The following is a 24,632-nucleotide window of genomic DNA, read 5'->3' on the forward strand; positions in this document are numbered from 1 at the left end:
TAGTTCTCCCCGGTGGCGGCCAGTTGTTTTTCCCCACCCGCTTTCTGATTTGGGTTAGCTGAAGGGCTTCACCCCCTTGCCGGTGGTGGCTTCGGTGAGGCGGAAGGAGTCGCCGTCGGTGACGACGACGTGCGCATGGTGCAGGAGCCGGTCAACGGTGGCGGTGGCCAATGTTTTGGGCATGATCTCGTCGAAGCCGCAGGGGTGCAGGTTGCTCGAGACGGCAATCGCTCGGCGTTCGTAGGCAGCGTCGACGAGGTGATAGAATCCTTCGGCGGCGTCTTCAGAGACCGGGAGCAGACCGATGTCGTCGACGATGATCAGGTCGGAGCGGATGATCCTCGTCAGGGCTCGGGCGATGGAGTCGTCGGCACGGTGCCGGCGGACCAGGGCACCGAGGTCTTCGATGGTGAACCAAAGACACCGCCAGCCCAGCTTCGACTGCGGCTGCCCGAGTGCCTCGGTGAAGTGAGACTTGCCAGTTCCCGAAGGCCCGCAGACGCAGAAACATTCACGCCGCCCGACCCACTCCAGGGTGCGGAGCGCGTCCTGGGTGGCGCGGGGAATCGACGATTTCGTTTCGTCCCAGTCGCCGAAGGTCTTGCCGGTAGGGAAACCCGCGCGGTTGCGGCGAGTGTGCAGGTTCGCCCGGTCCCGGCCGGCGGCTTCCTCAGCGAGGAGAACCCGCACGACTTCGGCGGGGTCCCAGCGTTGGGCTTTCGCAGTCGGGATGATATCGCTCAAGGACCTGCGGATATGGGGCAGTTTCAGGCGTTTAGTGGCTCTTCGCGCTTGAGCGGGGTGCCCGGTAGTTGATGGGGCTCGTGGCCCCGACATGCTGTTGGTCTCTCACAACGCGACAACAGCGAGGCCACGAGCATGAACGAGGGTACGTCAGTGCTGCTCGGGCTGGAGGACGAGTTCACCGTCCTGCAGCTCGAACGAATCGATGCCGACACGGTGCGTGTCGTCATCGAGGTCATCGACCCGGAGGGCGCCTGCCCCGAGTGCGGGGTGCTCACCTCAAGGATCAAGGAGCGGCCACTGGTTCGAGTCAAGGACTTGCCTGCCTCCGGCCAAAGAACCGATCTTTGGTGGCTCAAACGGCGCTTGGTGTGCCGCGAACCGGCCTGTGGGACAGCGACATTCACGCAGCAGTCCCGCGCTGTGCCGGCACGGTCGCGGCTCACGACCCGGCTACGAGAGAAGATCGGTTCGGCGATCGCGTCGGGCAACCGCGCCGTCAGCGAGGTCGCTAGCGAGTACCAGGTGGCGTGGTCGACCGCGCACCGGGCGCTCATCGCACTGGCCAACCAGTGGCTGCCCGAGCCGGAACCCACCCGCGTGCTCGGCATCGACGAGACCCGCGCCCGGTCGGTGCGCTGGGTGCTCGAAGAGGCCGGCTGGACACGGTCGAACCCGTGGATGACCTCGTTCGTCAACGCCGACCCCACCCTGCCTGGGCACCTTCTCGGGCTGACCCCGGGACGCTCCGGGGCGTGCGTGATCGACTGGCTCGCGCTGCAGACACCCGCGTTCCGGGCCGGCATCGACCTGGTCGTGATCGACCCGTCCGCGCCGTACGCGGGCGGGATCCGCACCGCCCTGCCGGACGCGCGGATCGCAGTCGACAAGTGGCATCTCGTCGCCCTCGCCAACCTCATGGTCACCCAGGTCCGTCAACGGATCACCCGGCAACTGCACGGCCGCCGCGGCACCGCCACCGACAAAGTCTGGGCCAGCCGGCAACTGCTGCTCACCGGCTACGAGCACCTCACCGTCAAGCAAAAGGCCCGGTTCAACGCCGCCCTCGCCGCCGAGGATCCGACCAACGAGATCGCCGCCGCGCATGCCGTCAAGGAACGCCTGCGCCTGCTGCTGGCCGAACACCAGCCGCACCAGATCCGGCGCAGGCTGTACGACTTCTACGACGCCGCTGCCCGCGCCGACATGGAGGAAACCAGCCGCCTAGCGACCACGATCGACACCTGGTGGCCAGCGGTGCTCGTCGCGCTCACCGAGGACGTGACCAACGCCCGCACCGAGGGCTTCAACCGGATCATCAAGCAAACCAAGCGTGTCGGATGCGGCTTCACCAACATGGACAACTACCGAAGGCGCATCATGGTCCACATCGCCCTCACCCGAGGGCAGAGACCAGCAGCATGAAATCAGCACACGCCCCGCTCAGATGCGGAGAGCCCGTTTAGTCAGGTCGATCGCCTCGGTCAACGGGTCGCCGTTAGCGCTGGTAACAGTGCGCAAAGGGGTGCTCATCAGGCGTCACCGCTTTCATCGTCAGTAGTGGCAGGGCTGGCCGGTGCTGGTGTCTGGCCGAAGGTGGACCAGGCGGCGGTGCCCGGTTGCAGAGTGTGGTTCTCGCTGCGACGGACCGGATCAGCGTGTTCGTGGGTGACTTGGTAGTCGAGGATCGAGATCAGGTCCCGATCGGCGAACCGGCCGGTCATCGCCGCCGCCCCCAGCGCTCTGTCGACTGCGTCCGGGGAGTGCAACTTCGAAAGGTCCACGGCCTCGGCCATCTTCGCCCTGATGCGGCGCGCTCCCGCGGCGGCAGCCTCGACCAGCCAGCTGTTGGCACCCTGGCCCAACTGTAGGAAGGCGAGCTCGGCGGCGGTACGAGGCTTGGGCACCCGGTCGGCGGCGTCGCGGTCTGGGCGGGGTGGGTAGTGGTCGTTGTCGAGGACCGGTGAACCGGGTTGGCCGCAGCGGTGCCGCGCGACTTCGACTGCACCGCAATCATTGTCGACGGCGGTCACGATCAGCTCCTCACCATGGAAGCGGGCCCAGACCCGCGTGACGATCAACGTGTGCGGCACCGAATACCGCACCCCTTCCACCGAGATCGTCGACTCCCAGTTCACCCGCCGGGTGGTGCCGAACACCGCGGTGAACGGAGATTTCGGCAGCGGATGCAGCCGCTGCAACTCTTCGGCCAGCCGCTCGACCGGCCGCCGCCGAGTAGAGCTGTGGACGCGGGTGTTGACGTCGGTGCAGAACTGCCGGCAAGCCGACTCGAGCTCACCGAAAGAGTGATACTGCTCGCGCAGGTTCACCTCCTTCGGCAACAGGTCGGCTTTGGCGATCCGCACCGTCGCCTCACTTCCTCCCTTCGACTCCGGATCAGCAGGTAAACACGTCCGCAGCGTCGTGCCGTAATGCCGTGCCACCTCCACGATCTCCGGATTGCGGACCGCGACCCCTCCACGTGATCGATCGTCGCGGTCTTCTCTTTGTCGGTGAGGACAACATAGACCGGAACCCCGCCCAAGCGGCGGAATGTCGCATCCAAACACGCCGCCACCGTCGGCAATGTCTTGTCCCAGATCGGGATCACCACCCGAAATAGCGACCACGCCAACCATGCGCAGAACAACGTCGTCTTCCGGACGGAAATCGTTGGCCCGTCACCGAAGTCGTACTGTAACCACAGCCCAGGTTCGGTTACCCACGGCCGATACACTCGCCGCCGACCAGCCCGACACTGGGCCTTCGCCTCCGCGACCGTCCGGCGCGTGGTCCGCTCACCGCCGGTGAACCCGAGCGCGACGATCCGTTCGTGGATGACATCCGCGCGGATCTTGCCCTGCGAGCGGACCACCAACTCCTCGATCTTCGGCAGAAAGTCGTCGATCGCCCGCGCTCGATGCCGCCGGCGGTCCGGCGGCTGCCCCGCAGCGCGCATCTGCACATACCGGGCCACCGTGTGGTGATCACACCCAGCCAGCTCCGCCGCCGCCCGATAACTACCCGTGAGGTCGTACGCCTCCAAAATTTCCATGATCTCCCTGCTCGATTTCATCCACCCAGCGTTGCCGGGACCGAATCTGACTCACAGCAGGCGGGGAACTATCTGGCCGTACGCGGGGAGAAACCATGGCCACAAAATGCGCCATAAATGGCCGCCATTGGGAGCTTACGACGGCCGTCGACATACCAGGTCGACGCGTTGCTGCGAGCCGGGCTCGACGCCGAAAACAATCATACCGACCACGCGAGTGCGAAGGCCTCACGCTCACAGTTCGATGAACGTTCCCCGTACCACCGTGTACGGGCACCTCAACACACGCACCCGGGCTGCGAGTTCGTCGGCTGTACCGGTGAACATGGTGGGCTGCGGTCCCTGTTGTGGCGATGCTGTCGCCGCGGATCTGCCCCTGCGGCTACGAGCCGAGCACCAGAGCCGAAGACGCCCACCAACGCGCGGACCTTCTTGGTTCGGTCATCGCCCGATCTCATTGCGACCAGTGCGAACCGCCGCCGGCATTCGATGTCGCGTGCGCGGTGTGCGGCGACGGGCCGAATCCTCGCCGGCGATCTCGCCCAGGCCGCCCACAGTGGTGATGGTTTTCCGGACCCGGTGCGCCGGTGGCTCACAGCGAGCGGATGGACCGTACCGTCTGAGTTGCGGTGCCCGGATCACGCCTGAGGGTTGACGTCGTTGTCGTTGTCGTTGTCGCAGCGACTCGTCAGTCCTGTACTCCACGCCGAAGGCGTCGGAGAAGGGTGCACATCGGTTATTGCCCGGGTAATAACGTTGGTCTGCCCACCTGCACCAAGATGGTCGGTTCGTCCGCGTCCCCCGGCCGTGCGGCGCGTCGTATCTTCACGCGAGCCGGTCCTCACGACTGGTTCCATCGACCAGGTCGAGCCGCGGCATCGTCGCCGACCGCGCATCTTTCGATGCCGAGAGTCAACCCACTTATTTCGGCAACCTCGGTGACCGAGAACGTCTACACCGGATCTTCGTGAGTCAAGGCACGATAACCGGTGGCACCGGCTCGGTCCACTGCTGCCTTGACCAGGCCGAAGAATGCCCCTTGAATGACTGCGGCAATCAATACTTCTCGGACACTACGGTGGAGATCTTTCGGGTTCGGTGCGGCCGCGTCGTTGTCGTCGACGCGCTTCCAAATCTGTTTGAACACCACGCCGGCGGCGATACCGCCGAGCACGCTCGTCGCCAGGGAGAGCGGTTTGTAGATTGCTTTCACGACCGCGCTCATCGATCACTCCTTCTGTGAGACCGCTTGCGGCGGAAGATGATCAACGCGACGAGGGCGATGCCGAGCGAGACTGCGGTGAGGATTTGCGGGTTTTCTTTGGCAAAGGCTTTCGCTTCGTGCAGCTGTGCATTCGCACTGTCCTGCACCCGCGCGGGTACATCCGCTTTGGCGGCGAGCGCGGCGACGGTGTCCGCGAGATCGGCGCGCTGTTCTTCCATGCTCCGCTCCGGGTCAGTCGACGCGGTCGCCCCAGGTGGAATGCTCTCGGACGGGTTGTCATGACTGTCGGTCATCGGATGCCCTTCTTGATGGTGGAGATGTCTTCGCTGACGCTGGCCGCGGTGTCCTGCGGAACTGGTGGTAGTGCCTTCTTGGATCGGGTTGCGCCCACCGCGGCCACCGCTCCGCCGATCATCAGAACAGTAACGCCGACGATCAACGCTGCGAGCCAGGGGGCAACGACGGTGGCGAGTCCGAGTACTGCTGCGGCGATCAGAGTTGCGAGTCCGAACAACGCCAAGACGGCTCCCGCTCCGGAGATGCCGATCCCGATCCCGAGTCGGGTGCCTTTGTTTTTGACTTCGTCCAGTCCGGCGGCGATTTCAGTGCGCACCAGTGTCGACACTTGCTCGGTGAGTCGCTCGACGAGTTGAACGGTCGACAAGTCCGCCGCTTGGGGGGAGTTCGGCGTAGGGGTGCGCTCAGCGTGGTCGCGTGTGGGATCACTCATCAGTGTTCCTCCCGGTTTCGGTGGGTACGGGTCGGCAGAACTAGCAGCCCTGGACTTTTCGCTACCGTGGTCGGAGATGTGCGCCTGACGCAACTCTCGCCCACGTTCGACCTCGTCGGCGTCTTTCTGGGCGTTCTTGTCCGAGACGCGAGTGTCTCTGGGTGGGAGTTGGAGTTGTTCTTCGGCGGCGATCCCGGCTTGAAGTTGTCGTCCGCGTTCGAGTTCGGAATCGAGTTCTGCGCCGAACAGCAGTGCAAGGTTGGTGATCCACAACCACAGCAGGAACACGATCGCGCCGGCGAGGGAGCCGTAGGTCTTGTTGTAGCTGCTGAAGTTGGCGACGTAAAACCCGAAACCGACCGATGCGAGGATCCACACCACAATGGCCAGGGCGGCGCCGCCGCTGATCCACCGAAACTTCGGTTGCTGGATGTTCGGCGTGGCGTAATACAGAATCGCAACGGCGAGAACGACGAACACCAGCACCACCGGCCAGCGAGCGATATTCCAGACAGTCAAGGCGGTGTCTCCCGCCCCGATCACATCGCCGATCGCTCGTGCAACGGGCCCACTGATCGCCAACATCGCTGCAGCGCAACCGATCAACGTCAACGCGACGATAGTCACCAGCAGCATCACCGGCCGAAGTTTCCACACTGGACGGCCTTCGTCGACCTCGTACATGCGGTTCATCGCACGCCCGAACGCTCCGACATACCCGGAAGCGGACCATAGCGCGCCCGCGATACCGGCGATGAGGGCGAACCCAGCCGCCGGGGCTTGCACGAGCTGCTGGATCGGTCCCCTCAGGGTATCCACTGCCGAGGATGGACCGAGGTCGCCGACAATTTGCAAAACCGCATCCACGGTCGACTGACCTTGGCCGAATACTCCGAGAAGGGAAACCACTGCCAGGATCGCCGGAAACAGCGACAGCACAGCGTAATACGTCAACGCAGCCGCGAGGTCAGTGCACTGATCACGCGAGAACTGGCGAGCGGTCGAGCGCAGTACGTAGAGCCACGACGATTTCGTCAGCTCGGTCGGCGACTGCGGTTTGCGAGGGTCGTCCGGGTCCGCCTCGACCGGAGCGGTGTCAGCGCCGGTCATCTCTGATCAGTTCCTCTCGCTCGAACTTGTACGTAGTAGTTGCGCAAAACCTGTTCGTCATCAGGAGTTAGAGCATCGACATGTCCCCGCTCCGGTGCAGCGCTGACCTGGGCGCCGGTGAACGGCACTCGCAGGCTTTGCCCGTCATGATAAGCACCAGTCAGAGGAACCAAGGCATACCCAGCGTCATCGAAGTCCACAGTCACCCAATGCGGTGACGCTGTGATCGGATCGAGAAGCAACGACCCGATCACACCGATAACATCGCCGTCAACTCCGATTACCTGCCCTCCGCGCAGCAGTCGAGCGTCCTCCACCGTAATCGTCGAACTGTCACTGTTTTGCATCATCAATCGTGTCTGTTCGGGAAACAGTGCGGGTTCACTTGCGGACACGACGGGCCAGAGTGGAACCGAGCCCGGTGAGAATTTGTGCGGGGCGTTGCTGCTCGCCCTGCTGCGCTCCCAGAACCACGATGGCCCCGGTCAGAGCCGGCAGAGCCCACTGCACATACTGCAGTTGCCGCTGAGCGGCGGTGACCTCGTCGGGGGTCGAGGGCGCCGGTTCGGTAGCACCCTCGACGTATTCGCCGTCTGCTGTGGCGATCTTGGCTCCGAGGACACCGCTGTATGCGGTCGCCGCAAGGGCAGCGCCCGTGACAACGATCTTGGTGATCGTGTTCGCTTTGACCCCGCCCTGGTGTTGCGCTCGGTCCCTGTTCGCATACAGCAGTGCCCCGCCGCCGACGAGGTGAGCACCGATAGCGGCCGCGTTGACCGGAGCCCATTTCGCCCATCCCAACGAGGCGACCCGTGCGCGGTCCTGGGGGTCACGAACCGCATCGGCGGCGCCGTTAAGACCGACTGCCCCCATCAGCGAGCCGCCGAACCATGCTGCTGCTCCGAGGTCGTGCAGACTGCGAATGACGGTATTACGTGATGGCATAAGTTCCTCCTGGACTGGGATGGACGGTGGCGTCGGGGGATGTCGCCGACTTCGAAGCCGCTCGATGTCGCGAGGTGAGTTGCGGCAGCGAACTGTGGTCTCTCACGTAGTGAGCGTGCCTAGAACGAAGCGGAAAGCTACCGCGGTGCCGAGCGTAATTGCCAAGCCTGCGGCGACGTTGGTAAGCAGCCACCCCACCGTGAGGCCCAGGACAACAGCTGCCATGACCACCAACGCGACATCGATGAAAGGCCCACGCGGGATGCCTCGAAGCATCGAAGCGATACGCCGCCCGACGTCCGCTGCACCCCAGCTCGCGCCGGTGAAGCTGATCTCGCTGTGCCGAGTTGGTGAGACGGCGATCGTCATTATCGGGCTCCCGACTCTGTGAGTGCTTTCTTCGTACCTACGTCAACAACACTCTAAAATCTATACCATCGGATACAGATTATGAACAGCTGCCGAGCTGTCCACCGATTGAAAGGGGCTGCGTCATTGGTTGTTGCGTAGTTTCCTGATCTGCGGAGATTTCGTTCTCCGTCAACGGCCGAGGGCTCCCTTCTTTCTCATCCGTGTTGAGCACATAACCGCTGAGTAGCACCACACGTTCGGGCTTCCATCTATGCGGGCCCAGAGGTGTGGAGGTCTTCTGAAGATCGCGGGCATTGAAGCAGAGTGGAAGGGGCAGAAGCTGGCAGAACCCGCCTTTGGTGTCCAAGGATTGGACGTCTATGCGCGCCGATATGGAGGGGCAAGTTGTGGAGTGGTTCGTATCGATATGGGATGAGGGATCCGGTTTTCTTCGCTATCGCGGCGGCTCCGGGTCCGATCGTGGGTGGGTGATCGAGCAGGTGGTTTCGGCGGGTTGCGCGGCTCTCCGCATTTGAGCGGGGCGTGTGCTGATTTCATGCTGCTGGTCTCTGCCCTCGGGTGAGGGCGATGTGGACCATGATGCGCCTTCGGTAGTTGTCCATGTTGGTGAAGCCGCATCCGACACGCTTGGTTTGCTTGATGATCCGGTTGAAGCCCTCGGTGCGGGCGTTGGTCACGTCCTCGGTGAGCGCGACGAGCACCGCTGGCCACCAGGTGTCGATCGTGGTCGCTAGGCGGCTGGTTTCCTCCATGTCGGCGCGGGCAGCGGCGTCGTAGAAGTCGTACAGCCTGCGCCGGATCTGGTGCGGCTGGTGTTCGGCCAGCAGCAGGCGCAGGCGTTCCTTGACGGCATGCGCGGCGGCGATCTCGTTGGTCGGATCCTCGGCGGCGAGGGCGGCGTTGAACCGGGCCTTTTGCTTGACGGTGAGGTGCTCGTAGCCGGTGAGCAGCAGTTGCCGGCTGGCCCAGACTTTGTCGGTGGCGGTGCCGCGGCGGCCGTGCAGTTGCCGGGTGATCCGTTGACGGACCTGGGTGACCATGAGGTTGGCGAGGGCGACGAGATGCCACTTGTCGACTGCGATCCGCGCGTCCGGCGGGGCGGTGCGGATCCCGGATCGACAGGTACAACAGCGCCCGCCCGCACACCCGCCTCGGCAACGCCCCACCCGCCGAGTACGAGGCAGCGCACTGCGCTGAGCCCACCAAGTCATCGCGACCGGCAATGACACCTGCATAGACGTGGCATCAACGCGTAGATGTTTCAGTTTCTTCTGTGCTGGGGCTGTGTCAGGTGCTGGACCGGGTGTAGGCAGCGGCGCGCACCACATCGTCGTCCTCCAGTCCAGCTCCTAGTGCTCCGCCCACGGTGGCCAGGCTGGCGGTGAGCCAGCTGATCTTCGCGTAGTCCAAAGCGTTCACTGGGTGACCGGCGACACCGGCCAGTACCTGCTCGTCGATGAGCAGCAGCGCGCCGACCCAGGACAGGATGAATAAGACGAGGTAGAACACCACAACCCCGATGGCCACGGTCGCGGTGGTGGCCAAATTGAACAGGATCACCTGCTCACGTTGGGCTCGCCGCCGTGGGCGCTCCCACAAGTCGGCTCCCAGGATCAGGGTGGCACTCACCGCCCCGATCGCCATCACCGCCAGCAGGACCAGGCGCACCGGCCCGTAGGCCATGGCCAGTACCCATAGGTCCGAGGCCACCAATGTCAGCATGCCGGTGGCCACTGCCACGACCAGCGCCCGGGAGAGCCGGGCCACGAAGGCCCAAGGCTGGTTGGCGCGGATCATGCCCAGCAGCAACCGCACGTTGCCGCTCAGCACTCGGGCCGTGAACTGCACGACGTTGTCGTCCGGGCGTTCGTCGAGATCGGTGGACAGCTGGTGGGCTCTTCGAGCAAGATCCCGCTGGGCGTTGAGGTCTTCGGCGTCGTAGCCCAGGAGCTGCCCGACCACGTGCACGGTGGTCTCTTGCACCTTCTGCCGCACGTGCACGGCTCCCAGGGTTGGGACGGAGACCAGTCCTACCCCGTGCACGGGGCTGAGCTGGGCGAGCACCGGACGTCGGCCGGTCTTCAGGGGGATCTCGGTGAGCACCACGGCCAAATCCCAGTTCTCCTCCAGCACGCGGTTTCGGGCCGCCTCCAGCAGGTCCAAGGTCTCGGTGGGTGGATCGACCAGCCGGTCTTCGGCCATCTTCAGTTGCCAGCGCACTCCCGGATACCGCTGCACCAAAATCTTGCGCACCGAGGTGGTGACCTCGGGGCCGAGCACCGCACTCAGGGATGGTGAGACCACCAGGCCGATGAGCAGCTCGGCATCGGAAAGGGGTTCGGCAGGATCGGCGGTGGATCGGCAACGCTCAGCAGTCACCGCTCCATGGTAAGGCAACCACGGGCCGGATTGCCGCTGGCTCGATGGAGCCCCCAAGGTTTCGTGCAGCACCGCGGGCCGGATTCGGTGGTCGCCTCGATCCCGGAAAGAGCGGTGCTGCTCACTGCGAAATCCTCTCCCCGCCGACGCCGCCAGCGCGAAGACATCACAGCCAGCGGGCCCGGGACCTGCCGGTGTCGAGGACGGCTTCTCGATGATGCTGCAGTGACGGATCGGTTGAAGTGCTTCGGCGGTGTGGGAGCAGTGATCAGCGTGGGGCCGGTCGATTCCGTTCGGACAGGTGATGCATCGACTGCCCAGCGGCAGGTGCGGTACTGATGCGGGGGTACCCGGTGCAGGGGTGTCAAGGCCCAGCTCCGAAGACGGCAAGCCGGGCACGTGAAAGGCGAATTATGGCCCGCCGCAACCCGAGCGGGAAGGCATGTGTGGCACGAGGCGCCGAAGACGGGCCGGGCGTTTACTGCAGAGATAAATGGCTCTCCGCATCTGAGAACGTGTTTGAGAACCGGTCACGTTCGGGCGAGTCGGCGGGTCATGAGGACGATCATGGCGATGCGGACCATCGCTTCGTGGTGGTCCGGTCTGGTTTCGTAGTCGCGGACGCAGCGGCGGTGCTTGCTGATCCACGCGAAGGTCCGCTCGACCACCCAGACGTGGGGGCGGACGTGGAATCCGGTACTGCCCGGTTTGCGTTTGATGATCTGAATTCGCAGGGCGAGAACATGTTCCGCCCAGACGAGTAGCCGACCTGGGTAGCCGCCGTCGGCCCAGATCAGCCGTATGGTGGAGAACGCGACACGCAGTGCGGCGAGTAGCCGGTGCGCGGCGTCGCGGTCCTGGATGGACGCGGCGGTGACCACGACGGCGAGCAGCAGGCCGTTGACATCCACTGCGATGTGTCGTTTGCGGCCGTTTGTTCTTTTCGCGCCGTCCCACCCGCGACTGGATCGGGGCACCGTATCGGCTGCGGGCACGGTCTGCGAGTCGATGACCGCAGCGGTCGGGCACCGGTCCCGCCCTCCTTGCGTGCGTGTCCGGTCTCGCAGCATGTCATGCATGCGTTGCCACGCGCCTCCGCGTACCCAGCGAGCGAAGACCGCGTATACGGTCATCGGCGGCGGGTACTCCGCCGGTAGCTGGCGCCACGCGATACCACCCCGAACCAGGTAGAAGATGGCATCCAGAATCATTCGGCGGCAATGCTTCTCGGGCCTGCCGCCGCGACCTGCCGTGTTGCCCGGCGGCGGCAGCAACGGTTCCAGGATCGCCCACTGGGCGTCGGTCAGCGACGACGACGGATACATCGCGCAGCAATGTCCGCGCGACGGATGGGGCGGGCACGACGGGCACAGCGAGATCGGTGATGATGGCATTCGTGGGCTCCTGGGCACGGGCAGCGACATTGGTAATCACTGACCAAACCAGGAGCCCGTCCATCGTTCTACCCGCAGCACCGCCCACAATCACGAGTTCTCAAACACGTTCTTACCGCGAGCGAGTCGGTCATCGCTATTTCTTTGCCGCTCGACGTATGGGCAGCGGGTATTTCCCCGACCAGACGGGCCAGTAGCTGACCCAACATTCCGAAGGCGGCACCGACGCCGATGATGGACATCTTGTTGTAGACGATCAGAGGCGCAGTGATGTCTCGTGCAGAGTCATGCTGTCGAATGTAGGCGGCGTAGGCCGCGGCCGCCACGCCACTAGCGAACATCACGTGGGGGCCAAATACCGGACCGAAGGCGAGGGTCTCGACAAGCGTCGAACTGGGGACAGCTACTGAGATCAGAGTCGCGATCATCACGATTGCACCCAGTAGCGCAAAGCCCCCGAGCGCACCGAGCGCGGCTCCGAGCGCACCGCCGCCGGCAGCGCCGACGAACTCGGTCAGTGTGAGCGTCATGAGGAATCCTTCGGTCGAAAAGTCATGTAGGAGAATTAGATACGTGGTGGCGGCAACACCTCGAAGGCGCTGCCGCCACCACGCGTGCGGTCAAGATTCAGTGATCAGTGATCAGTGCTGGTGCTTGATGATTCCGCGGATGTTCTTGCCCGCCAACAGGTCGTCGTAGCCTTGGTTGACCTGATCAAGGCTGTATTCCTTGGTGACCAGTCCGTCGAGTTCGAGCTTGCCGTCGGCATACATGCGAACGAGCTTCGGAATGTCGTAGGCCGGGTTGCAGTCGCCGAAGAGTGAGCCCTTGATGGTCTTGCGGAAATAGCTCATCTCGGTGCTCGGAACCTTGACGGTCACCTCGTCGATCTTGTTGAGCGCAGTGAGCACCATGACACCGCAGCGTCCGATCATCGAGAGCCCGTCGCTGACCTGTTGGTCGGTGATCAGGTCGGTGGTGATGATCGCCGAGTCGCCGCCCTGCCCGTTGGTCAGTTCATCGATGGCCGCCTTGGCTTCGGCCGCAGTCTCGAAGGCCAGGGTGGCTCCGAGTTCTAGCGCCTTGTCTCGCTTGTTCTTCAGTGGGTCGATGGCGATGATGTGCTGGGCACCAGCATGCTTGGCTCCCTGCACGGCATTGATACCGATGCCGCCGATACCGAAGATGGCGACGACGTCGCCGGGCTTGGTTTCCGCGGCGTACACAGCCGAGCCCCAGCCGGTGGGCACGCCGCAGCCGACCAGTACTGCCTTGTCGAGGGGGATGTCGTCGTCGACCTTGACCACCGAGTACTGGTTGATCACGTTGTACTGGCTGAAAGTGCCGAGGGTGCACATCGCGCCGTAGCTTCCTCGGGGCCCGCTGATAGGCCAGCGCGGGCCTTCGAGGTGGCCCTCGAGCATGGCGGCGTTCATGTCGCAGACGGAGCTACGCCCGGTTGCGCAGTACTTGCACCGGCCACAGGTGGGGGTGAACGAGCAGACGACGTGGTCGCCCGGCTTGACCCTGGTGACGCCCGGCCCGACTTCCTGGATGATTCCCGCACCCTCGTGGCCGAGAACCATCGGGAGACGGGCGATGGTATCGCCGATGGAGATGTGGACGTCGGAGTGACACAGGCCGCCGTAGAGGTACTGGATCAGCACCTCGTTGGGGCCGGGCTTTTCGAGCGTGAGCTCTTCGATCTCGATGGGCTTTCCTGGCTCGATGACGACAGCTGCGAGAGTTTTCATATCGGTTCCTTCGGTTGGCCGCGGCCCCTCCCAGGTGGGAGTGACTCGGAAGTTTGTTCTGGTTCTGTTCGGCGGCAACGCGTTTGCGCCGTCGAGGCTGTTGGTCGCGTGTCTACTAGACGCGTTTGAGATTCACCACGTGCACGTTGGTGAACTCCTCGATTCCGGTCCGGCCGAATTCCGCACCGAGACCGGACTGCTTGACGCCACCGAACGGCACATCCGGGGTTAGCTGGAAGTGGTGGTTTATCCAGCTGGTGCCGACGTTCAATCGAGCCCCGACCTCGATCGCGCGCTCGACGTCGCTGCCCCATACGGAGCCACCAAGCCCGTACTGGGTGTCGTTCGCGCGGTCGATCACTTCGTCCAGATCGTCGTAGGGCATCACCGAGCGGATCGGGGCGAAGGTCTCTTCGCGCACCAGGGGACTGTTCTCGTCCAGGTCACGCACCAGAGTGGGCTGCACGTAGTAGCCGGGTTGATCGAGCACTTCACCGCCGGCCACGACGCGGCCGTCCCGTGCCGCCACCGCCAGCGCTTCACGTGCCTTCTGGAAGGCTGCCTCGTTCTGCACCGGACCGAGCTGGCTGAGCGGGTCGAGGCCATGGCCGACGGTCAGCGCAGACACTCGCTGAGCGAGAGCTTCGACCAGCGGCTCGTAGAGCGAAGACGGCGCGTAGATCCGTTTGATGGAAACACATACCTGGCCTGCGTTGGCGAACGCCCAGTTGCACAGACCGTCTGCGGTCTTGTCGATATCGGCGTCGTCGAGCACGATCGCCGCGTCGTTGCCTCCGAGTTCCAAGGTGAGGCGCTTGAGGGAGGGGCCAGCCGCGGCCATGACTCGTCTACCGGTCACGGTGGAACCTGTGAACGACACTTTGTCGATCCCCTCGTGCGAGGTCAGCAGAGGGCCGAGCTCTCCGCTGTCGCCGACGACGTTGAACACGCCGGCCGGGATCACTTCGCGTACCAGTTCGGCGAAGTGCATGGTGGCGAGCGGGGTGGTCGGTGAGGGCTTGAGCACCATCGTGTTGCCGACGATCAGTGCCGGAGCCAACTTGTAGACTGCCTGGAACAGCGGGAAGTTCCAGGGCGTGATCGCTCCGACCACACCGACCGGCTTGCGGCGCAGCTCCACATAGCTCGACGCGTCGTCCCGCAGGATTTCGGTGTCGAGGCGGTAGTCGGCGAAGTAGCGAGTGAAGTCGATGGACCACGCCACGTCGTCGCGTGCCTCACTGATCGGCTTTCCCTGCTCCAGAGTGGTCAACTGCGCGAGCTCTTCGTGGTGAGCTGCCAGCACTTCTGCCACCGCGTGCAACACCTTGCTGCGCTCGTCGTATCCGAGAGCCGACCAGCCGGGGAGGGCGCGTCGAGCGGCCTGCACCGCCATGTCCAATTGCTCGGACGACGCGACTGGAGTGGTCGCAATCCTTTCCGCAGTACCCGGATCCAGCACCGGCATCTCGTCAGCACCGTCGACCAGTTGTCCGTCGATCAACTGGCCGTACTTTTTCGATGACAGATCGAAGCTCAGCGCGGTGCTGGGTGTCAGTAGTGAGGTCATCAGAATCCTCTCAAGTGTTTTGCATGTATCAACAGGGGAAGGTCGCTACCGCGTAGGCCGCACCAGTGGGGCAGCGGCCGCCAATTCAACTGGGAAAAGCGCCAAGATCATCATTGCGACTTCCGTCACAGGTATTTGTCCGTGATCCGTACATCTGCGTACGGGGGTCTGTCGCGTATCAGATCGGCTACGGTATGAACCATTGCCAGTGATCGGTTTCACAGTCGAGCGGCTGCGTGGGGCGTGCTCAGTCGCTAGCTGGATAACCTCCGCATGAATTGATAAGAGGTCTGGTGTCAATGGTCAAAAGTTTCGAGCGTGCGTCCGCAAGATTCTCCGCGAGCCGAGAAGGCCGCAATCTCAAGGCGTCCTGGGCGCGTTCTCAGCAGGCCGGTCTCGATCCATCCAAGCCTATGAATCCGCCAACTTCCGGCAGCGTAGATACCGAGAGTCGGCTCTTTCGCGCGGCAGCCCCGGTCCTCGACCGGGTACGTAGCGAGATCGATGGTGAACGACTGTCGGTGATGCTAGTTGGTGCAAAGGCTGAGATGCTGGCAACGATCAACGGCTGCGCTCAGATCGATTCGGTGGTTGCGCGTATCGGTGCCACGCCTGGAGCTCTATGGCGAGAGGAAACCACCGGAACCAATGCTTTGGCTACCCCGTTCGTGACCCGCGAGCCGCTGTTCGTTCGCGGGTCAGAGCACTACATCGAAGGATTGCACAACTACAGCTGTTACGGCCGCCCCGTCTTCAGTCCGCTCAACGGCCAGCTGGTAGGAGTGCTGGACATTATGAGCGATGCCGGTGCTGAGTCGGCTTTGATGCGGCCGTTCGTCGACTCGGTCATCACTGAGATCGAACGAAACATCAAACGAAGCGTCGGCAGTAGGTCTCAGTCCGTGATCTGTGCATTCGAGGCGGCTGCTCGGCATCCTGCCGCGATGGTGGTGGCGGTGTCGCGATCCATGGTGCTGCAGAGCTCGGCTGCTGCGCGAGTGCTCTCCTCGACCGATCTGGCCTGGATGCAGCAGCTTGCTGAGGGGTTGCACAGGTCCACGCGATCCGAAATTGAGCTGACCAGCGGGCATACCGCCCAGTTGGACATGGAACCGATCGAAGACGCGGACGGGGTGTTGATTCGGGTGCAGAGCAGACAGCGTCCGGTCGTCCCGCGCACCGCAGAGCCGCTGCGCCATTGGAGTCGCATGCGCCAGTGGTTCGACGAGTTTCGAACCGACAACGTCTCGGGCGTGATCGTCGGCGAGTCCGGTACAGGTCGTAGTACTGCATTGCAGGAGGCGGCCGGTGCGGAGCCGCACTGCACCATAGACGGGCGCTCATCGGACAAGACCGAGGTCGAGGCGAAGCTGCGCGCTTTGGCAATCGGGCCCTGCCACGATCTACTCCTCATCGACAACCTGGACCAACTGTCAGCTCTGTCGCAGGCCCTCGTCGAGAAGTTGCTCCTCGGTGCCCCGCGCATCCTGGCCGCTACGGCGGATACCGACAATACTCGACTGCTCAGCCTCTTCGAGCGTCGTCTCGACCTGCCGACCTTGCGCGCGCAGCGCTCGGAATTGCTCACTACGCTCAACGCGCTGGCCGGCCCGGGCGTACGCTATCGCTTCACCTTGCAAGCAAGTCGCGTGCTCGAATCCTATTCTTGGCCTGGTAACCACCGGGAACTGTCCACTATGCTCCGTTCTCTGGAGCGCCTGCGAGGAACAACCATCGACGTTGCCGATCTGCCGATCGAGCTACGCACAAAGTCCACCACCAAATCGATGACGCCATGGCAGCAGGCCAGCCGCGATGCAATCATCAGGGCGTTGGAAAGCTGTCACGGCAACAAGGCACACGCTGCCGAGTATCTCGGAATTAGCCGCAGCACGCTCTACCATCACATCAAGGAGTGCGGAATCGTCGGATAGTTTCCGGACTGATGTGCCCAGCGACCCGGGGCGGGACTCTCTCTGAAACCTAGTAGCGCTCCCCGGATTATTCGATACTGCGGATAACCTGAACGCGGTATTCATTCCGCATTACTGAAGGGGATTGCTGTGGCTGAGATATTTATTCGCCAACTCATCGACGATCTCGACGGAAAGCCGATCGACGCAGGGTTGGGGCGCGAGGTCACTTTTTCTTATCAGGGCGCCGATTATCGGATCGATCTTCGGCCTACCAACGCCGACAAGATCGAGGCTGTATTCGTCCCGTACGTAAAGGTTGCGGAGAAAGTCCCCACGGAAGGCAAAGCTCGTGCGAAAACCTCGACTGCGATTAAGCCGTCAGGCTCCGGTCGATCAGCCGAACAATTGAAAGCGATCCGTGACTGGACCGGCAAGAACGGCTTCGAAGTCTCCCTACGCGGGCGGATCAAAGCAGACGTGATCGATGCTTTCGACGCCGTTCACTGAGCCTTGAGGGTAGCATCGTCGTCTTTCGTCGACATCTATGAGTCGCGGACCTGTAACTCGTAATTCTGGCCCGCGAGACGGACAGATCAGGCGAGCTCGAGACCGTCCTCGGCGGCGAATACCAAACGCCCGTCGTCGAGGGCTATCGCCCACCGCAGCGCCGGTGCCCAATCCCGACCCAGGTCAGTGTCGTCGATGACGGTGTCGGCGAAGTCCTCGACCACGATACCGACCTGCAGTTCGGTATCGCTGGGCTCTAATCCAGGGGTCCGGATCACAATGACCCGGGACCCGACTGTGATGGGATCTGTGGAGTGAGCGTCAGAATCGGGCATAGTCCATATTCTGGCAGAGGACCCGCCGACCCATCTCCTCACCCAACGATCGCGGATGTTTCCATTACGGTCTTGGTCTCAACAGGTCAACGCATCACCGACGATAACGGATCAACCCCAGAAGATCGGATCGGCCTCGTCAACTTAACCGGGCCGTCAGTCAGGGATGATTGTCGGATGAGTCGTGGAGACGAAACGCGGGTGGATTCGACGCGGTCGCCGTATAAACGGCACCGCTATCCCGCGGAGATCATCGCGCACTGTGTGTGGCTGTACTATCGGTTCACGTTGAGCTTGCGCGACGTCGAGGAGTTGATGCTCGCCCGCGGCATCGTCGTCTCGCACGAGACGATTCGCACGTGGTGCGCGAAGTTCGGACCCGAATATGCACGTGGCCTGCGCCGACGCGCTCCCGAACCCGGCGACACATGGTATTTGGACGAGGTGTTCGTCAAGATCGGTGGCATCCGACACTACCTGTGGCGGGCGGTCGATCAGGACGGCACTGTCCTCGATGTTCTGGTCCAGTCCCGACGCAACGCGAAGGCGGCGAAACGCTTCTTCGGCAAGCTGATGCGCAAGCATACCCGGGTTCCGAGGGTGCTGGTGACCGACAAGCTCGCCAGTTACGTTGTGGCGCATCGAGAGTTGATGCCATCGGTCGAACATCGGCGCTCGAAGTATCTCAACAACCGGGCCGAAAGCTCGCACCAGCCCACCAGGCAGCGTGAACGGGCGATGAAGTTCTTCCGCTTACCAGGTGCGGCACAACGGTTCCTGGCGGCGTTCAGTGCGATCTCGCCGCACTTCCGGCCAGGCCGACACAAGCTCACCGCGAGCGATTACCGCTCCGAAATGACCGACCGATTCACCACCTGGTACGACGTGACCGGCGTACCAGCCGCCGTCTGAACCCGGCGTCCCACCAACATGATCCGCGCAAGTGCGGCCGAATGCTGTTGATTCCCAGTTGCGTTCAGTTAAGTTGACAGAGCCAGCGCGAGAGCATCGGGTTCCGCAATGTCCGCCCGGAGGCAGTTTCGTGGGCAGCAATCGACCACGATCGTCGTAGCGCTGAACATGGAGCCCTTGACTGGTTCCGCCGTTGGCGGCGGTTGCAGCGAGAATCGCCTGGTTGTCCGACTCGAAGAACTCGTCACCGCTCGATCCGTCCGCGAGCGTTATCTTGTATCGCTCCATCACGCCACCACCGTTTTCGATACGAAACCATCTCGTAGGCAATGTGTTTCAATTTCTACACGTACATCGGCTGCCATGTAGGCAGTGACCGAATGTTCGAGTCGGCGCCGCATCCACTCAGTATCTATCGCGTACACCGTAGATTTGGTATACCACCGAGGTAAGATCAGTTCAAGATCCTGCAGAGAAATTTGCAGACAGGAGATACGGCCTCGCACACGTCCGGACATCCGGTCTCCCCGCCCGTCCTGGCCTCTACGGAAACTCGGTGACCGGCGTAAACCATCGGCAGTTCCGGCTTCTACGTCGACGTCACCCGACGACCGAGCCTTCGACATCCTGGTCTGTCACTCACGACAAACTCGGCGACCTCACCGATTAGCCCGCGCACGGTAGCAGGCGATTCGACGGCTATACCACCCTGCGCACGCCCTTCGATCACCTACATTTACTCAACGGACCCATGCCCTGAAGTGGCACATGTGGGTCTTTGGACATTGCTCCCGCTCGCGCCGACAGTAGTGCGATAACCTGGTGCCACTCCGGGCATTCTGTGCAGTGCCCACTCGCCACCTGGGAATACGATGCTCACGACCCCCCAACGGGAGCAACGCCGATGACATCGCCTGAGCAGGCAGGGCGTGCCGCGTCTACGGCGTCCCTCTCGGTTCCAGCTTTCCCTGATCAACTCGGTCTACTTCGAGCCATGGTACGGGCTGCGGCCGACCATCACGGCCTTTTTGATGGACGCACTGGCCGACCTCGTCATCGCAGTCGACGAGGCCGCCACCACCCTCGTCAGTCATGCTCGCCGCTCCAGCACACTGTTGTGCACATTTGACCCGTCACCAGCCCGAGCCGGCTCCGAGTGATCCTCGCTGCAACGACATCGTCTCTGGTCGACGCCAGCACTTCGTCGTTCGGTTGGCTCTTTCTGCGGACGTTGGTCGATGACGTCATGCTTGAACAAACACCAGCAGCGGCCCCTACCGGCGACCGATCTGTGACGATCACCTTGGAGAAAGCTCTCCCTGCGAGCTCATGAGCGCTGCCCCGAAAGAGAACAATGCTTACACGCACCTCACCGATCTGTTCGCTGAGATGACAGCGCTGGTGGACGGCGATCCCGAACGGGAACGGCTCCGGACACAGATCATCGAGTCAAGTCTGCCGATTACCGACAACATCGCTGCCCGGTACCGCGGACGCGGGCAGTCCCACGAAGACCTCGTCCAGGTCGCACGTCTCGGCCTGGTGAACGCCGTCGACCGCTTCGACCTGGGCAAGGGCCGCGACTTCCTGTCCTTTGCCGTCCCCACGATGATGGGCGAAGTGCGCAGATACTTCCGGGACAAAGGCTGGGGAGTCCGGGTTCCTCGCTCGCTGCAGGAGAACTACCTCCCACTCAACAAAGCGCACACTTCCCCTCACTCAAAGCTTCGGACGCGAACCCACCACCTTCGAACTCGCTCACGAGATCGGCGTCGAACCCTCCGAGGTCGGACAGATCGCCGCCGCCGGCGACTCCTACCAAGCAGCCTCCCTCGAAGCGAAAACAGTCGGCGACGGACGGTCCATCGGGGGACACTCTCGGCGACTTTGACGCCGCACTTGACGGCATCGACAACCATGAAACTCTCCGTCCCGCGCTACTCGCTCTCCCCGAACGAGAACGGATTATCCTGCTGTACCGATTCTTCGGCGGACTTACTCAAGCGGAGATCGCGGAGAAAGTCGGCATCTCCCAAATGCACGTCTCCCGATTACTGACCCAGTCGCTGAAAACATTACGTGCCGAACTCGGAAAACTCAGCTGAACCTTGCAGCCAGGCCTTACCTTTCAAATCCCCACACTGACGCGCTGACACATCCGCAATGACGATGCGGATGTTTGGAATACCCCTCCGACGGGGAGGTTGTGGTCGGTCCGCCGGACAATGCACCCCCACTCTGGCCCGGCGGACCCCTCAGATACGAGGAGGGCCCGATTGCCGTGGACGGGAGGCCGTGTGGGCTGCGTCGATTCCTGCTCGGACGCGGTCGAACTGGGCACCGATCAGCCAGCGAAGTTCATCGTCACCGATACCGTTGTCCCCGAAAGGAATTGCATCCACAGGCATGCCGTCGATGACCACCTTGCCGACCGTACCGACCACCGAATCATCCTGACGGCGCGCGATCACCCGACCCGCAGCGAGCACCTGCTCGATCACCGACGCTCGATCAAATCCTTCACCGCCGCGGTACACATGAACGCCCATGTCCTCGTCCCACACCGATACGAACCAGTCCACCGCATCCTCCTCTGCCCTGCCGAGATACACGCCCCGCGTTCACCGCTTGGGAAATGTTTCCACTAACTCCGTTGCGAGTGCTGAGAGCCGGATTTTCCGGCGCTGGGACTGTCACACCAGCACACCATGCACACTACGAAGAACCATCCCTGCGAGGTCCGTGCACCGACGTAGGTCGCGAACCTATCGAAGACGGAGATAGCTCGCCGAAGCTTCGAACGGGACAATTGCAAGGAGCTTCATCGTTGGAATCTTGTTCGAATCCGGGACATCGAGCCGATCGTTGCCGCAAACGTCGACGGCGCTCGCTATTTGTGCGTGGTGAGGCGGGAACGCTGCCTGCGGCGGCGGAGGACAAGTACGAACACCACTAAGAGACCGAACGCCGCCGCGACGGCTGCAGGCCGCTGCCTTACCCGTTCCACGTCACGCGACACCTCGCCCTTGACTCGGGCCGGTACGTCGGCCTTCTCGGCGAGTGCGCCTACGGTTGCGGCTAGAGCCTCACGTTGGGCTCGAACATTCTCGTCGGGTCCGTCTGCGGTAGTGCTCATTTCACGTCCTTCTTGGCAGTAGCGATGTCAGCTTTGACGCTTTCGACGGTCTCTTCCGGAAGTGGTGGCGCCGCGGACTTCGCTCGTTTGGCTCCCACGAGTGCGGTTATTGCTCCGATGGCGATCACGATTGCCGCGATGATCAGAGCTGCAAGCCAAGGTTCGAGGGTTGTGGCCAATCCGAGTACTGCTGCCGCCAGAAGTACCGCGAAGCCGTACAGCAGCAGCAGTGCGCCAGCGCCGGAGATACCGACCCCTACACCGAACCGGGTGCTCTTCGTCTTGACTTCGGCTACTGCGTGCGACATTTCGGCCCGTACGAGGTCGGTCACCTGCTCGGTGAGGCGCTCGACGAGTTGTACGGTCGACAGTGCGTGCGGGTCTACGCCCTCTGTGTCGACAGTTTTCGGCGGCGCGGTGCTCGGAACGGTTGCCCGGCTATCGGATCGCTCGGTCATGGTCGACGTCCCTTCGTTGTCTTCGCCGCCGTGCGTTTCGCGAAGTTCGCGACCGGCGGCGATATCGTGTGCGTGCAGACGAGCGTTCTTTTCCGAAACGCTGGTGTCCCGAGGAGGCAGCCGCAGGAATTCTTCGGCTTCGATTCCGGCCTGTAACTGCCGTCCGCGTTCGAGTTCCGCGTCAACTTCTGCTCCGAACAACAACGCAAGATTGGTGATCCACAACCAGAGGAGGAAGATGACCGCCCCGGCCAACGATCCGTACGTCTTGTTGTAACTACCGAAATGACTTACATAGAAAGCGAATCCGACTGAAGCCACGATCCACACTGCAATAGCGAGTGCTGCTCCGACGCTGATCCAACGAAATTTCGGCTGTTGCACATTGGGAGTCACGTAATACAGCACCGCCACCGCCAACGCGACACAGATCAGAATGACGGGCCACTTCACAATATTCCACGTCGTCACCGCGCCGTCTCCGATGCCGAGCTGATCACCCAGCGCCTTGGCGACAGGTCCGCTGACGACCAGCATCAAGATCACCGCGGCAACCAACAGAAGTCCTGCGAGGGTGACGACCAGTTGCAGAGGACGAAGTTTCCAGACCGGCCTGCCTTCCTCCACCTCGTACATACGATTCATCGCTCGCCCGAATGCGCCGACATAGCCGGAGGCCGACCACAACGCACCCGCGAGACCGATGATCAATGCGAAACCGGCGGTAGGGGCCGCCACCAGTTGTTCGACGGTGCCACGCATCGTGTCCACGGCCGAGTCCGGTCCGACAGCGGCCACCAGTTCCATCACCGTGTCCACACTGGCACGCCCCTGGCCGACAACTCCCAGCAGGGACACCAGCGCCAGAAGCGCCGGGAACAGTGACAGCACAGCGTAGTACGTCAAAGCCGCCGCCAGATCGGTGCACTGATCGCGAGTGAACTCTCGGGCAGAACGTCGTGCTACGAACTTCCACGACTGCGCCGTCAGGTCGGTCGGATCGGAAGGCTTACGCGCGTCGTCCGCATCAACCGTGTGTGTCACCATGCCCGAGTTGCTACCCAGTGAGCCGGGTGTCGAAACTCGGTCGAGACTCCCCTAGCTTCCGTACTCCTCTCGATCGAGGACAGCGAGCGCCGCAAGTAACCCACGGCTGGAGAGAACTATCGAAGGTGCGACGGACGTTGTGACTGTTCCCTGCTGCACGAGCTTTTCGAGTGCGGTCAATCTTTCACGGGCAAGGGGCAAGGTCGTGACGGAACGATGGTCGGTAGGGTCGTGCACCGGACCTCTTCCCGCATCGGCAAAGGCTATGGCCATCGCTTCGAGCAACTCCGAGACGGCACTTTGCAAACTCCCGTTCTCGTTGAAATCGCCGTCCTCGACGGCAAGGATCAGGCCCATGAGATGTAGCGCTGCTCGATCGAGTGCTTCGGCGGCCGGGCGAAACAACTCGGATCCTCCTATACGCAACCACCCACGTTTGCGAAAGTTTCCGACCAGGCTGGCTTCACCGTCCATCACCGCGGTCTCCGCGGCAACGGATTTGTTCACCGACAGAGCGCGTTGACGCCATGAACCCTGTGTTCCAGCACTGGCTTTCACGTCCGCGGCCATCTGTCGGAGAATGTCCGCGACTTCATGCGTACGTGCCACCAAGAGGTCTCTGGCGTCGGAGAGATAGTCCGGCGGCACCAACACGGCATTGACCGCGATGCCCACGAATACTCCGAGCACTACGTCACCAATGCGGTGCATCACCAAGTACGGGTTGGTTGCTGTTCCGTACAGAAGGACCAATACGGCGGTGACGGCGACCCAAATCCCGTCAGGCGACAACCGCGGAATGCGGCCGACGAGTATTCCTGTACCCGTTGCGATGGCCAATGCAGCGACGGTCGGAAGGGTCACCGCCGCGACGGCGGCCACAACAACTCCGAGGACGACCACACTGACCGGCGGGCGGCCACCCGCATCGAGTTCCGTACGGTGTTCCCGATGATGAAGAGTGCAGCGTACGGAGCGAGAAATGCTTCAGGGCTATGAAAGACGCTGTTCGCGATCACCCACGCGATGACTACGGCGACTGC

General features: G+C 62.7%; 22 protein-coding genes and 2 pseudogenes. 6 read left to right on the plus strand and 18 right to left on the minus strand.

Annotated features, from left to right (window positions below):
- Positions 1-54: 54 nt before the first annotated feature.
- Positions 55-837: an IS21-like element helper ATPase IstB gene (gene istB, locus BH682_RS33075; RefSeq protein ID WP_075836228.1), complete on the minus strand. Its 783-nt coding sequence runs from the start codon at positions 835-837 to the stop codon at positions 55-57.
- A gap of 42 nt (positions 838-879) precedes the next feature.
- On the opposite strand from istB, the gene BH682_RS33080 reads away from it, so the two are divergent.
- Complete coding sequence (locus BH682_RS33080) at positions 880-2,169, plus strand: ISL3 family transposase (RefSeq protein WP_083954796.1); 1,290 nt, start codon at positions 880-882, stop codon at positions 2,167-2,169.
- Positions 2,170-2,276: 107 nt separating this feature from the next.
- Here the strand turns inward: BH682_RS33080 and istA are convergent.
- The 12 genes and pseudogenes from istA to BH682_RS33150 all read right to left on the minus strand — a co-directional run bounded on the left by istA (position 2,277) and on the right by BH682_RS33150 (position 15,278).
- Positions 2,277-3,820, minus strand: a pseudogene (gene istA, locus BH682_RS33085) (IS21 family transposase).
- 931 nt (positions 3,821-4,751) lie between these two features.
- Positions 4,752-5,024, minus strand: coding sequence for a DUF4235 domain-containing protein (locus BH682_RS33090; protein WP_003943358.1), 273 nt, complete (start codon positions 5,022-5,024; stop codon positions 4,752-4,754).
- Positions 5,021-5,242, minus strand: a complete 222-nt coding sequence (locus BH682_RS33095; RefSeq protein ID WP_003943397.1) for a DUF3618 domain-containing protein — start codon at positions 5,240-5,242, stop codon at positions 5,021-5,023. The genes BH682_RS33090 and BH682_RS33095 overlap by 4 nt, the downstream gene beginning before the upstream one ends.
- 71 nt (positions 5,243-5,313) lie before the next feature.
- On the minus strand, positions 5,314-6,864 hold the full coding sequence (locus BH682_RS33100; protein ID WP_075836230.1) for a YhjD/YihY/BrkB family envelope integrity protein: 1,551 nt from the start codon (positions 6,862-6,864) through the stop codon (positions 5,314-5,316).
- 381 nt (positions 6,865-7,245) lie between these two features.
- Positions 7,246-7,809, minus strand: coding sequence for a hypothetical protein (locus BH682_RS33110; RefSeq protein WP_003943350.1), 564 nt, complete (start codon positions 7,807-7,809; stop codon positions 7,246-7,248).
- 102 nt (positions 7,810-7,911) lie between these two features.
- A complete protein-coding gene (locus tag BH682_RS33115) occupies positions 7,912-8,178 on the minus strand; it encodes a hypothetical protein (protein ID WP_075836232.1) in 267 nt (88 codons plus the stop codon).
- Between the two features lie 536 nt (positions 8,179-8,714).
- Entirely contained in the window at positions 8,715-9,509 is a 795-nt protein-coding gene (locus tag BH682_RS33120; RefSeq protein WP_083954797.1) for a transposase, read from the minus strand.
- On the minus strand, positions 9,469-10,560 hold the full coding sequence (locus tag BH682_RS33125; protein ID WP_075836235.1) for a hypothetical protein: 1,092 nt from the start codon (positions 10,558-10,560) through the stop codon (positions 9,469-9,471). Before BH682_RS33125 ends, BH682_RS33120 begins: the two co-directional genes overlap by 41 nt.
- Before the next feature lie 530 nt (positions 10,561-11,090).
- Positions 11,091-11,954 carry an IS5 family transposase gene (locus BH682_RS33130; RefSeq protein ID WP_223304550.1) on the minus strand — a complete coding sequence of 288 codons (864 nt, stop codon included), beginning with the start codon at positions 11,952-11,954 and terminating at the stop codon, positions 11,091-11,093.
- 68 nt (positions 11,955-12,022) lie between these two features.
- Complete coding sequence (locus tag BH682_RS33140; RefSeq protein WP_223304549.1) at positions 12,023-12,484, minus strand: hypothetical protein; 462 nt, start codon at positions 12,482-12,484, stop codon at positions 12,023-12,025.
- A 111-nt stretch (positions 12,485-12,595) separates the two neighbouring features.
- Positions 12,596-13,708 carry an NDMA-dependent alcohol dehydrogenase gene (locus tag BH682_RS33145; protein ID WP_019749850.1) on the minus strand — a complete coding sequence of 371 codons (1,113 nt, stop codon included), beginning with the start codon at positions 13,706-13,708 and terminating at the stop codon, positions 12,596-12,598.
- Between the two features lie 115 nt (positions 13,709-13,823).
- Positions 13,824-15,278 carry an aldehyde dehydrogenase family protein gene (locus BH682_RS33150; protein WP_075836237.1) on the minus strand — a complete coding sequence of 485 codons (1,455 nt, stop codon included), beginning with the start codon at positions 15,276-15,278 and terminating at the stop codon, positions 13,824-13,826.
- Between the two features lie 299 nt (positions 15,279-15,577).
- Here BH682_RS33150 and BH682_RS33155 point away from each other — a divergent pair, with 299 nt between their 5' ends.
- Positions 15,578-17,212, plus strand: a complete 1,635-nt coding sequence (locus tag BH682_RS33155) for a helix-turn-helix domain-containing protein (protein WP_075836239.1) — start codon at positions 15,578-15,580, stop codon at positions 17,210-17,212.
- Between the two features lie 129 nt (positions 17,213-17,341).
- On the plus strand, positions 17,342-17,701 hold the full coding sequence (locus BH682_RS33160; protein ID WP_075836241.1) for a histone-like nucleoid-structuring protein Lsr2: 360 nt from the start codon (positions 17,342-17,344) through the stop codon (positions 17,699-17,701).
- Between the two features lie 86 nt (positions 17,702-17,787).
- Here BH682_RS33160 and BH682_RS33165 read toward each other — a convergent pair whose 3' ends face one another.
- A complete protein-coding gene (locus tag BH682_RS33165) occupies positions 17,788-18,036 on the minus strand; it encodes a hypothetical protein (protein WP_070160344.1) in 249 nt (82 codons plus the stop codon).
- 177 nt (positions 18,037-18,213) lie between these two features.
- On the opposite strand from BH682_RS33165, the gene BH682_RS33170 reads away from it, so the two are divergent.
- The 3 genes and pseudogenes from BH682_RS33170 (at position 18,214) to BH682_RS33185 (ending at position 21,053) form a co-directional block, all read left to right on the plus strand.
- The gene (locus tag BH682_RS33170) at positions 18,214-18,948 is read left to right on the plus strand and encodes an IS6 family transposase (RefSeq protein WP_075836243.1); all 735 of its coding nucleotides are present in this window, start codon (positions 18,214-18,216) and stop codon (positions 18,946-18,948) included.
- Positions 18,949-19,877: 929 nt separating this feature from the next.
- Complete coding sequence (locus BH682_RS33180; protein WP_075836245.1) at positions 19,878-20,108, plus strand: hypothetical protein; 231 nt, start codon at positions 19,878-19,880, stop codon at positions 20,106-20,108.
- Positions 20,109-20,277: 169 nt separating this feature from the next.
- A pseudogene (locus BH682_RS33185) lies at positions 20,278-21,053 on the plus strand (SigB/SigF/SigG family RNA polymerase sigma factor).
- Positions 21,054-21,203: 150 nt separating this feature from the next.
- On the opposite strand, the gene BH682_RS33190 reads toward BH682_RS33185, so the two are convergent.
- The 4 genes from BH682_RS33190 to BH682_RS33205 form a co-directional block, all read right to left on the minus strand.
- The gene (locus BH682_RS33190; protein WP_075836247.1) at positions 21,204-21,530 is read right to left on the minus strand and encodes a hypothetical protein; all 327 of its coding nucleotides are present in this window, start codon (positions 21,528-21,530) and stop codon (positions 21,204-21,206) included.
- Positions 21,531-21,838: 308 nt separating this feature from the next.
- A complete protein-coding gene (locus BH682_RS33195) occupies positions 21,839-22,084 on the minus strand; it encodes a hypothetical protein (protein WP_075836249.1) in 246 nt (81 codons plus the stop codon).
- Positions 22,081-23,589, minus strand: coding sequence for a YhjD/YihY/BrkB family envelope integrity protein (locus tag BH682_RS33200; RefSeq protein WP_075836251.1), 1,509 nt, complete (start codon positions 23,587-23,589; stop codon positions 22,081-22,083). The genes BH682_RS33195 and BH682_RS33200 overlap by 4 nt, the downstream gene beginning before the upstream one ends.
- Before the next feature lie 51 nt (positions 23,590-23,640).
- Entirely contained in the window at positions 23,641-24,471 is an 831-nt protein-coding gene (locus BH682_RS33205) for an FUSC family protein (RefSeq protein WP_232354271.1), read from the minus strand.
- Positions 24,472-24,632 lie beyond the last annotated feature (161 nt).

This window comes from Rhodococcus sp. YL-1, assembly GCF_001942025.1.
GTDB lineage: Bacteria > Actinomycetota > Actinomycetes > Mycobacteriales > Mycobacteriaceae > Rhodococcus_F > Rhodococcus_F qingshengii.